Source organism: Fulvivirga maritima, from assembly GCF_021389955.1.
Taxonomy (GTDB): Bacteria; Bacteroidota; Bacteroidia; order Cytophagales; family Cyclobacteriaceae; genus Fulvivirga; species Fulvivirga maritima.
Genome location: NZ_CP089980.1, coordinates 3,282,242 through 3,293,367, shown reverse-complemented (window position 1 = coordinate 3,293,367; position 11,126 = coordinate 3,282,242). Strand labels below are relative to the sequence as shown.

Here is an 11,126-nt window from a genome sequence, read left to right as displayed (position 1 = left end):
ATGAGTCAGTTAATTCAAAAAGGAATACATATGAAATTAAGATATATAATTACATTATTATTAATCATAGGGGTATCCTTCTCATGCGACGAGTTTGAGGATATGAATGAAAACCCTAACGAACCCACAGATGTGGATGCCAGCACGGTATTACCTTCAGCCATAAGGCAAAGCGTAACCACCTTAACTACAGAGTCATTTCTTTTAGGTAACAATGCCGCTCAGCTTACTGCTAAAACGCTGCGTACGGAAATAGATTCTTATAACTGGAATGCGTTCCCTTCAGTATGGCAAGGCCTTTATGAGAGCCTTACTGATGTAAGAACGCTTGAAGAGATAGCTCTGGAAGAAGAGAACGAAGCACTAGAAGGTGTAGCGGTAATTTTAAGGTCATGGATCATGTCTACTCTTACTAACACTTACGGAAATGTGCCTTACACTGAAGCTATTGATGGTAGCGAAGGAGATTACACACCTGCGTACGATGATCAGTCAGCTATTTACGCTGATATATTAGATGAACTAGAGCGTGCTGACGGCCTACTCACTGGTTCAGGGTCTATTTCTGGCGACATTATGCTAAATAATGATCCTACTTTATGGAGAAAGTTTGGCAACTCACTACGTTTGAGACTCCTAATGTATGCTCACAATCAGATCGATGATGCTGAAAGCAGATTTGCTAATATAGTAGAAAGCGGACTCATTTTATCTTCAAATGAAGAAACTGTGGCCATGCCATTTTTAAACAGCTTCCCAAATCAGTTCCCAACTATTCCTTTGAAAAAAGGTGATTTTGATGCTGTAGCCTTGAGTCAGACCTCACTAAATGTGATGTCAGCATATAATGATCCACGCCTGGCAAGGTACGCAAGACCAGATAACAACGATTACAATAACCCTACTTTCAGTGGAGCTACTAATGGTGCTGGTAGCTGCTCTAAAGGAGGATCAGCTTTAGGAGCACCCTACTTCAATGTAGAAGGTGATGTAACTGCTGATGAGCTGGGACTAAATATTCCTGAAGGTTTAGTAATGACATACTCAGAAGTAGAGTTTTTATTAGCTGAAGCTGCGGCCAAAGGTTGGATTGCTGATGCGGTAGAGCCTCACTATGAAGCCGGAATTGAAGCTTCTATGGAATATTACCAGGTAGACTACGCTCCCTTCGGATATACTGATTTTGCCGATTATTATGCTAACTCAGGCGTAGCTTACAATGAAGCCACTGACATTTGGGAACAAAAATGGTTGGCTTTATTCTTCAACGGATTAGAGCCTTACTTTGAAGTACGCAGATGGTATTTCGAAAGCGGCATGAGCTTCGACGGCATTCCTTTTATGGACCCTGCCTGTAACAACTTAAACAATAACCTTCTACCTACGAGGTTCTTATACCCTGGTGAAGAGCAAAGTTTAAATCAACTAAACTATCAAGAGGCAATAGAAAGAATGGATGGCGGCAATAGTATTAACGCCCCTATCTGGCTAGTGCAATAGATTAACGATATCTTAACCCAAAAAAGGAGCTTCATTTTAGAAGCTCCTTTTTTTTAGGTTTAATTTCTTTCAAATCTCTCCAATTCCTTCAATTCCAAGAGCGCCTCATTTGTCTTTCTACCCACTAAAAAAGCGATAGTTTTACGCACCCAGTTAATATGCATGTTTTGGTGGCTTAACTTATTCAAAAACCAAAGCACAGGCACTATTAAAAGAAAATTCAATATCAGGTAGCGAATCACAAAATCATATTCTAAATGCGTATAAAGGTCTACACCTATTAAAAGCTTTAAAGCCACCAACGCATACGCCCACCAAACAGGAACAGAAAGCAGTAACAGTTTTACAAATAACAATTGATGAGCATTTACTCTCTCTATTTTCTTTTTTATCTCCACTATCGGCTTGGCAAAATCTACCTGCTGGAGCAGCGCCACCTGACCAATACTCCCTACCAAAGCTATAATAGCGAATAAGTGAACCACAATTCCACTAATCACTAAAGGAGTATTACCCCAGTGTTTAGCTACAAACCAACCGAAAAACAAAACTGCTACACTAAACACTAATACCTCAGACATCCTGTAAAACAGTAATCTATTAGCTCTATTGGCAGGCCGCTTTAACGTCAGCCTTTCCACGTACAATGAATCCATTTTTAACGCTTTGTCTAACTTACTATCATAAGCTTCCATCATTTTTATTAGCTCAGCTGTTTCCATTATTATAGATGTTTTTGAAATTCCTCTTTTAATTTAACTTTTAGTCTACTGATTTTAGTAGCTACATTGGTTTTGGTGATCCCCAGTATATCAGCTATTTCTTCGTAAGCTTTACCATCCAGATACAAAAGCATTAGCGCCTTGTTCAGCTCATTTAGTTCACTTATAAACCGTTGCAGTAATTTTACATTTTGATCCTGCTCTTCGTTGTAATCGCTTTCATCAGCTATATTATGTATAATAGCCTGCCCGTAATCATCATTAACCGTTGCCCGCTTGCGCTCCCTTCTGTAAAATGAAATAGCCACATTAAGAGCAATGCGATACATCCAGGTAGAAAACTGAAAATCAGAATTATACTTATGAAATGAATTCCATAGTTGAATAATTATCTCCTGCTCAAGGTCCTTTCTATCTTCAGGATTCTTACAATAAGAGTTCACTATTTTATAGATAATCCTCTTATGCTTATCTAATGTTGTTATGAATACATCCTTTTGTGACTTTTCCATTCCCTTTCAGATCACGCTACTATTCGCTCAATTTATAGCGCAAGAGTTTAATTGTTTAATCTATTATTCGCAGCGTGACCTGAATAATCACACTTAGCAAAGTGTTTTATGAAAAAATAATAAATAATGTCTCAAAAGAGAATATAAGCAATTACTTGATAAGGAGGATAAACCTTAAAGAGTCAAGGCATAGAGAGGGAAAGGCGTTGAAGTTACCAGCTCAAGATATATGGTGTATATCAGAGGCGCTATAGGTGAGTTTTAAGAAAGAGATGATACGTAGAAAATATAAGGAAGGTCTATAAGAAAGTCGATCAAAGCCGCTTAATAAGCCTTCCTTAAAACGAGATAGAACCTATCTAATAGTATTTAGTTAGGCTCTACCACAAAAGCATTGAGCTCAGCCATTTTACCATTTTCAAAACGCCAAACATCACAATAAGCGTAAAGAGTACTTTTTCCTTCTTGATCAGTAAGGGTAATATTTCCTACAGCGGTTACAAAATCCCCTTCAGCAATTAAGTGTTTCACATCAAATTCAGGAGGTATTTTATATTCCGTAGCCATCCATTTACGCACCACTTCTTTACCTTCAAGCACCTGATCTCCTACAAATATCCATTTGGTATCATCAGTACAGAAATCGAGAAAACCGTCATTATCCCCCTGCATGATAAGGTCATTGGCCTTCTTTAAAACTTCCTTATTATTCTCAGTCATAAGATTCTTTAGTTTATAATGTAATTCAAAACAAGAACTACTTAGACTACAAGAATAGCAGAGCTAATGTTACGGTAGAATCTTATACCACATAAAACCTTAATGCTATTGTGCAGGATAACCCAGCCAGTCAGCTGATACTTAAAAGCACTCTCTGAAAATGTATATTTTAAAACGACCTAGCCAGCCGAATACAATAAAAGGGGCATTAGAACCTAATACCCCTTTTATTTCTTTAAAAAAAGAAAACAGTGATAGCTTACAGATAACTGAAATTACAATCGCATAAAATCATAATTCTCATCATTAGTACTTGCTTTTCCCTGTGCATCTATGTTTATAGTACCTCTAAAACTAAATGCATCTTTATAGTTAACCTTCACTTCATCTCCAACAAAATAGGCCTCTACAGTCAAACTTCCATAAATTTTACCTAGAAAGTCAATTTCTGCCTCATTGATTAACCAAAGCTCTTGAGCATTATCAATGCTATATGCTCCCACCAAGTATTGTGAATCTTCATTCATATCAGGTTTATGACGGATAATAACTAGATCATCATTGTACAATAAAATTTCAGCATCTAAAAATACCCTTTTACCCCATGCTGCTGTTAGCTCATCTCTATCATAAGAGGCAAACTGTAACTGATTTGAATTCAGGTTTTTCAGGTAATATTTTCGATCCTCACGGATATAAGGTTCTTTATCAAGGATGGCACCTTCAGTCATCATTAAATATAGCTCTCTTCCATCCTTCATAGTGAGGTACAAACAGTTTTCTCTACCACAGCAACTAGAGGTTCTTAGCGAATTCACTTCGGAATTTCCTGGGTAAGAAACAAAAGACAGCAACTCATTAGGATGATTTACCAGTATTTCATTAGTAGTGGTATTAAAAACTTTTGCATAGTTATAATTTTCATCAAACACCCAAAGTGTATCTCCAAATAATCTATACTCGCCACCAAATACATTTGAAGCCACCTTATCCCTCAAAATCAGCTCCTTATCATTATCCGTGATTTTAGTTATTAGCAACAAACTGCTATCAGCCCCCTTTGCAACATGGTCAGTAATTTTATGACCGATAAATCGCTGCATCCCTAACTCCCAAGTATTATTTTGAGAATCATAAATACGATCTTTAACTACATAAGGAGTCTGCCTATTCAGCGCAAAAACGGAATCTATAGAGCTCGTTAATCGAGGCAACATAAACAGGCCAAAGATTACCGTAGTAATAATAAAGTCCCTTCTTGCTGCTTTTGAATTACGTGATCGTAGATTAATTATAGTAGCAAATGCTGAGAAGAAACCCACATAAAATAAAAATGATATTAGAATTGAAGCGATGGTATTGATAGTCACATATAATCCATCGTCATTCAAAACGAAAAATTCTATCGAATTACCAGACTGCCCCGGTTTATAGGAATAATGTGTACTGGTATACTCCGCAGCACGGCCAAAAAAGATTTCCAGCACAAGAAGAACTGGATATTTGAATAAGACTCCTAAAGCGGAAACTAGCATTAAAGCTACAAATAGGCGTACACCAAGACCTCCTTTTTTTAATTTTTCTGTTGCATTCATTGGGTTGATAATCGTGTAAAAACTTCCCCAAACTTAACATCTTTAAAATTTTATCTACTAATTTTTATATAAATAAATTATTATTTACAATTTTAATAGGCAATTAACGTAAAATTAATACAATCACTCGATCGAATAATCCAAGAAGAATTACTGCTTACCAACTATCAAAATGAATACCTCAACAGTTTTCACTTTGATGTAAAATGACTGTGTACCTCCGACCTTGGTCTTCTCGACGTAAGGAGAGATCTATGTATTTAAGCACTGCCACCTCATGTAATTCGATATAATAACTGACTGCTACAAGCTGACATACTTAACGGATAACCTCAATAGTTTAAGAATGAATACCTCATCAGTCTCCTCTTCGAGGGGAATAGATTTCTCCTTTCGTCGAAATGACTGTGTACCACCGACCTTAGTCTTCTCGACGTAAGGAGAGATCTATGTATTTAAGCACTGCCACCTAATGTAGTTCGATATAATAACTGACTTCTACAAGCTGACATACTTAACGGAAAACCTCAATAGGTTAAGAATGAACACTTAAGCAGTCTCCTCTTCGAGGGGAATAGATTTCTCCTTTCGTCGAAATGACTACGGTGGTAGAACGTGAATATTCTTTAAGAAATGATTACATTAATAAATGGGCAATTATTTTGTTTACATCACCACTAACCCAAAGAAAACAACAATATATATTGGAGTTACAAATGACCTTCACACCAGATTACTCCAGCACTTTGAGAACAGAGGGCAACCTAAAACTTTTGCTGGCAGGTATTATTGCTACAAATTGATCTATTATGAGAGACACACGACGATTCAGACAGCTATAGAAAGGGAAAAAGAAATTAAAAAATGGAGTAGAGCAAAAAAGGCTAATCTTATTGCATCATTCAATCCACATTGGACCTTTCTAAACCGTGAAGTGATCTCTTAATAAAAAAGTCAAGGCATCTCCACGCCAGGAGAGAATCTTTGTATTTAAGGGCTACTACCTAAAGTAAATCGATATAATAACTGACTACTACAAGCTGACATACTTAACGGAAAACCTCAATAGTTTAAGCATGAGTACCTCATCAGTCTTCTCTTCCAGGGGAATAGATTTCTCCTTTCGTCGAAATGACAATTGTGTGAAAGTATAATCAAATAGTACGTTCTCACCTAAACTTCAGCACATAACTTACTCTAACTCCTGCGGTAAAGTCTCCACTGAATTGTTTACCTTCCTCTTGGTTATACTTTACATTAAAACCAAACTCATCTTCAAATTCCTCCATGGATAAACTTAAGGGTACTACGTTTGAAAACTTGTTATTTCTCACTCGCACTCCTAATCCACCATACAGAATTAAGCCTAATCGATTGCCTAACATGAAGTGAAACGAACTTTTAGCTAGCACACCCAGCTTTTCTCTTTGAAAATCGGCCTGTTTAAAAAACAAATCCCCAATTTCATCATTAAAATATATATAGGAATCATGGTAGGTGTCTTTATGCAGAATGTAAAAACCTTCTAAAGAAAGAAAATAGCGAAATGACCCTTTCCTTATTAGTTGAAACTTCCAGGCATGCCGTATCTCAAAAAGTCTATAGTTGTCTTCATCTTTAACATAACTAGGCGCCAGATGAGCATTACCATACCCCAAGGTAAGAGAAGCATCCCAACGGCGGGCCAGACTCCTATTATACTCCAACTTAAACCGAGGTGTCTGAAAATGTATAGGACTTAGCAGCTCAAAGGCCAGATAATCTGTTCTTAAGAATTCGTATTTATTGTACTCACCCTGGTTCTGCCCTTTCACAGTGAAGGACATTAATAATATAAAAAATAGAAGGTATCTCATTATCTAAAAAATATTCGCCAACATACATATTTTATCAATAATTTCATATTTATAAATATTATTTAAAGTTGATTTTAAATCAGCTTTGAGCCTGTCTGCATAAATCCGATAAGCCAACTCATTCAAACACAGCACTATTGGTCTACCTGATGTCTTTCAACCTGCAGAATGACCATCTATGGATTTTAGGAGTTCGGAGAAGGCTTTTTCAAAATGAAAAGTTCTTATTTGCAGAAAATCCTAACAAAAAAGCTAGTTACGGATTATAATATTAAGTCAACTTATAGGGAAGGTACCCTATGAGCTATTTTATAAAATAACACTATATGAAAATCAATCGAATTTTATTACTGTGCCTTTGCCTGATAAGCATTTCCTCTTTTGCGCAAAAGGCAAGCATAGAACTGAATCTAAAGAAAGGCACAGAATACAAACAACACAGTGCTTATGCCATGAAAATAGACCAAAACATGGGTGGCCAGCAAGTAAATATGGACATTAATCTGAATAACAATATGTCCTTTTTAGTGACTGATGTTAAAGGAGACTTATTTACTATGGATGTGAAATATGAGAGCATGATTATGGAAATGACCATGCCCCAGATGAATATGAGCTATAGTTCTGAAGCCGGTGAAGAAGCTGATATTATGTCTCAGATTTTGGCTAGCATGAAAGGAAAAACTTTCAACATTAAAATGGACAAAACTGGTCATATTAAGGAAATAAGCAACATAGACAATGTTTTTTCTGCTATTGATGATTTCGATCAAATACCTGCAGGTCAGAAAGGTCAGATCAAAGACCAGTTAAAGAAAAGCTTTGGTAAAGAATCATTTACCAGCAGTATGGAATCTCTATTTGCCATTTTCCCTAACAAAAAAGTAGCTCCTGGTGATACGTGGGATATTTCTAACGAGATTAAAACCACTATGGACCTCAACATGGAAGGAACTTATAAATATGAAGAAGCCACTGCTGAGGATTATGTTATCTCGGGTAATACTAAAATTCAATCTGGTGATGAGCCTACTGATGTAAATGGTATGCAAATGACTTATAACATGAGCGGCACTATGCTTTCTGACATAAAAGTAAACAAGAAAAGCGGATGGATCTCTGAGGCTAATCTTACTCAAGAGCTTAGCGGAACAGCTAGTGCCGGAGGTATGGAAATACCAATGAACACAAAAAGCACTATTAAAATTACAGACTAAGGAATATATTTTCTGATTACAAAAAAGGGCTATCTCAAAAGCAACTTGCAAGCCAAGTAAATCCTTTCGAGATAGCCCTTTTTATTATATTCTGAGGCTCTCAACAAAGCCGAATAGTTCATTATTTCATCAAAACTCATTGATTTTATTCCTCTGAAATAGAAGCACTTAGGCCAACATGTAACCTAGTCCGAACAACAGCACAAACATTAACGTGCTAAGCGCCATATGCTTGAGGTAAGGATCTAAATCAGCGGGTTTTGTCTTATTTTTTACCGCCAGAGCATTCTTCACAAACAGAGGAATGGTAACTATAAAAAGCAGTTGTGTCCAGGAGTTGAAGCTTAGAAAAGTAAAAGCTAATGCAGATAATAGACCAAGGGACAGCAATGTCCAATGATAGATCACTGCTTTTTTCCTGCCAATCCGCACAGGAATGGAATACTTACCTGCTTTTTTATCAGACTCTATGTCTCGTATATTATTTACATTAAGTACAGCTACAGAAAATAACCCACAGCTAATAGCGGGTAATATCAGCAGCCAATCTATCTGCTGAGCAAAAAGGTAATAAGACCCCAGCACTCCGGTTAGCCCAAAAAAGAGCATAACAGATAAATCTCCTAAGCCTATATAACCATAGGGTTTTCTGCCAGCGGTATAAGCCAGTGCAGCAAGGATAGACATTACCCCCAGTACAAAAAAGAAAATAAAGGCTTGTAAATCGAAGCCAAAGGATAAATAAAGCAAGTAAATACCACTGGCAAGAGTCATGGCTATAAACAGCGCTATGGCTTTGCGCATATCAGATAAGGTTATTTTACCTGATTGCACCATGCGCTGTGGTCCTTCTCTATGTGCGCTGTCTGCACCATTTACGGTATCACCATAATCATTAGCCAGGTTAGAAAGTACCTGTAATAAAATAGTAGTGAGGATACAAAAGGCACATACCCAACCATTAAAAAAACCATTAGCCGCAGCCAAAAAACTCCCCATACATATACTGGCTAATGCCAAAGGAAGTGTTCTAAGCCTAAAGGCTACTATCCATGCTTTTATTTCCATATCACTTACATTCTTTCAGGCACCTGTATGCCTAATAACCCCATAGCCTGGGCAATAGTCTTAGCTACTACTGAAGAGAAAGCGATTCTAAATTTAAGCGCCACCTGATCCTCTTCATTAAAAATAGATACTTCCTGGTAGAAACGGTTATACTCCTTAGCCAGGTCGTAAGCAAACTGAGCGATAGCATCCGGCGAATAATTCTCCGCTGCTTCAGCCAGTTTTTTCATATAATCATTTAAAAGGAATATTACATTCTTCTCACTAGCCTGCAGTTCTGAAAGGTTTTTTAAATCTTCAGGTGTAGGCTCCACTCCTATTTGCTCCGCCTTTCTTAAAATAGCAGAAATACGAGCATGTGTATATTGAATAAAAGGACCTGTATTACCCTGAAACTGAATAGATTCATTAGGATCAAATAGCATTCTCTTGGTAGGATCAACCTTTAAAAGGAAGTATTTTAATGCCCCAATACCCAGAGTATTATAAAGCTCTTTGGCCTGCTCCTCACTAAAGCCTTCTATTTTACCCAGCTCTTCTGTATGCTGACGAGCCGTGTCTGTCATTTCCTGCATCAGGTCATCAGCATCTACTACAGTACCTTCACGAGACTTCATTTTACCAGAAGGCAGGTCTACCATACCATAAGACAGGTGGTAGCATTCTTTAGCCCACTCATAACCTAATTTATCAAGAATAATAAACAGCACCTTAAAATGGTATTCCTGCTCATTACCCACGGTATATATTTGCTGACTTATGTTAGGGAAATCTCTAAAACGTAAAATAGCAGTACCAATATCCTGCGTCATATATACTGAAGTGCCATCAGCTCTTAGTAAAAGCTTCTGATCAAGACCTTCATCAGTTAAATCTACCCATACAGAGCCATCTTCCTTTTTAAAGAAAATGCCTTTTTCCAAGCCTTTCATCACCTCATCTTTACCTAAAAGGAAGGTGTTAGATTCATAATAAAGCTTATCAAAATCAACGCCCATGGTATTGTAGGTCACATCAAAGCCAGCGTACACCCAGCTGTTCATAGTTTCCCACAGCTCATAGGTTTCAGGATCTTTAGCTTCCCACTTTTTCAATAAAGCCTGAGCTTCTTTAAAAATAGGAGCCTCTTTTTCAGCGGCTTCCTTATCCATTCCACCTGCTACCAGCTCAGCAATCTCTTTTTTATATTCCTGATCAAATTTCACATAGTAATCTCCTACCAGCTTATCTCCCTTCTTTCCGGTAGACTCAGGAGTTTCTCCATTGCCGAATTTAGACCAAGCCACCATAGATTTACAGATATGGATACCACGGTCATTAATGATCTGCACTTTATGCACATTATAACCATTGGCCTTGAAAATTTCAGCTACAGACCAGCCAAGGAAATTATTTCTCAAATGGCCCAGGTGAAGCGGCTTATTGGTATTAGGTGATGAATACTCTACCATCACTTCTTTACCATTAGCAGGGTACTGACCAAAGTTTTCATCCTCCCAAATGTCAGTGAACACCTGTACCCACGTAGCATCAGAAAGCACAATATTTAAAAAGCCTTTGACCACATTAAAATCGGCCACAGCCTCCACATGTTCTTTCAGGTATTCGCCTATGAGTCTGGCTGTTTCTTCAGGTTTAGCTTTAGACAACCTGGCATAAGGAAAACACACGAAAGTATGTGAACCTTCAAATTCCTTCCTGGTAGGCTGCAAACTAATGTCTTCTACTTTTAATTCAGCATCAAAAAGGCTGCTGAAGGCCTTAGAAATTTCTTGCTTTAATTGTAAATCCAGACTCATTGAGTATTGTAAATTATGCTTTATTACTTGTATGGGATATTGCTCAAAGATACGATCATCATTGAAAAATGACAGGCCCTACACGGGCCTTCACTATTAATATTTCAGAAAATCGTGCCTCTGTAAACACAAAGGTA

General features: G+C 37.3%; 10 protein-coding genes. 3 read left to right on the top strand and 7 right to left on the bottom strand.

Going from position 1 to position 11,126, the window contains the following annotated elements; all coding sequences use genetic code 11:
• Positions 1–30: 30 nt before the first annotated feature.
• Positions 31–1,500, top strand: a complete 1,470-nt coding sequence (locus LVD15_RS14235) for a SusD/RagB family nutrient-binding outer membrane lipoprotein (RefSeq protein ID WP_233775895.1) — start codon at positions 31–33, stop codon at positions 1,498–1,500.
• Positions 1,501–1,559: 59 nt separating this feature from the next.
• On the opposite strand, the gene LVD15_RS14230 is transcribed toward LVD15_RS14235, so the two are convergent.
• From LVD15_RS14230 to LVD15_RS14215, 4 genes are all read right to left on the bottom strand, one after another.
• Positions 1,560–2,222 (bottom strand): hypothetical protein, encoded by a 663-nt coding sequence (locus LVD15_RS14230; protein ID WP_233775894.1) that lies wholly within the window; start codon positions 2,220–2,222, stop codon positions 1,560–1,562.
• 2 nt (positions 2,223–2,224) lie between these two features.
• Entirely contained in the window at positions 2,225–2,734 is a 510-nt protein-coding gene (locus LVD15_RS14225; RefSeq protein ID WP_233775893.1) for an RNA polymerase sigma factor, read from the bottom strand.
• Positions 2,735–3,103: 369 nt separating this feature from the next.
• A complete protein-coding gene (locus LVD15_RS14220) occupies positions 3,104–3,454 on the bottom strand; it encodes a nuclear transport factor 2 family protein (RefSeq protein WP_233775892.1) in 351 nt (116 codons plus the stop codon).
• 275 nt (positions 3,455–3,729) lie between these two features.
• A complete protein-coding gene (locus LVD15_RS14215) occupies positions 3,730–5,049 on the bottom strand; it encodes a hypothetical protein (RefSeq protein ID WP_233775891.1) in 1,320 nt (439 codons plus the stop codon).
• A gap of 649 nt (positions 5,050–5,698) precedes the next feature.
• Here LVD15_RS14215 and LVD15_RS14210 point away from each other — a divergent pair.
• The gene (locus LVD15_RS14210) at positions 5,699–5,995 is read left to right on the top strand and encodes a GIY-YIG nuclease family protein (RefSeq protein ID WP_233775890.1); all 297 of its coding nucleotides are present in this window, start codon (positions 5,699–5,701) and stop codon (positions 5,993–5,995) included.
• Between the two features lie 223 nt (positions 5,996–6,218).
• Here LVD15_RS14210 and LVD15_RS14205 read toward each other — a convergent pair whose 3' ends face one another.
• On the bottom strand, positions 6,219–6,863 hold the full coding sequence (locus tag LVD15_RS14205) for a hypothetical protein (protein WP_233775889.1): 645 nt from the start codon (positions 6,861–6,863) through the stop codon (positions 6,219–6,221).
• A gap of 368 nt (positions 6,864–7,231) precedes the next feature.
• Between LVD15_RS14205 and LVD15_RS14200 the strand changes: the two genes are divergently transcribed.
• Entirely contained in the window at positions 7,232–8,122 is an 891-nt protein-coding gene (locus LVD15_RS14200; RefSeq protein WP_233775888.1) for a DUF6263 family protein, read from the top strand.
• 168 nt (positions 8,123–8,290) lie between these two features.
• On the opposite strand, the gene LVD15_RS14195 is transcribed toward LVD15_RS14200, so the two are convergent.
• On the bottom strand, positions 8,291–9,190 hold the full coding sequence (locus LVD15_RS14195) for a 1,4-dihydroxy-2-naphthoate polyprenyltransferase (RefSeq protein ID WP_233775887.1): 900 nt from the start codon (positions 9,188–9,190) through the stop codon (positions 8,291–8,293).
• A gap of 5 nt (positions 9,191–9,195) precedes the next feature.
• Positions 9,196–10,989, bottom strand: a complete 1,794-nt coding sequence (argS, locus tag LVD15_RS14190) for an arginine--tRNA ligase (protein WP_233775886.1) — start codon at positions 10,987–10,989, stop codon at positions 9,196–9,198.
• Positions 10,990–11,126 lie beyond the last annotated feature (137 nt).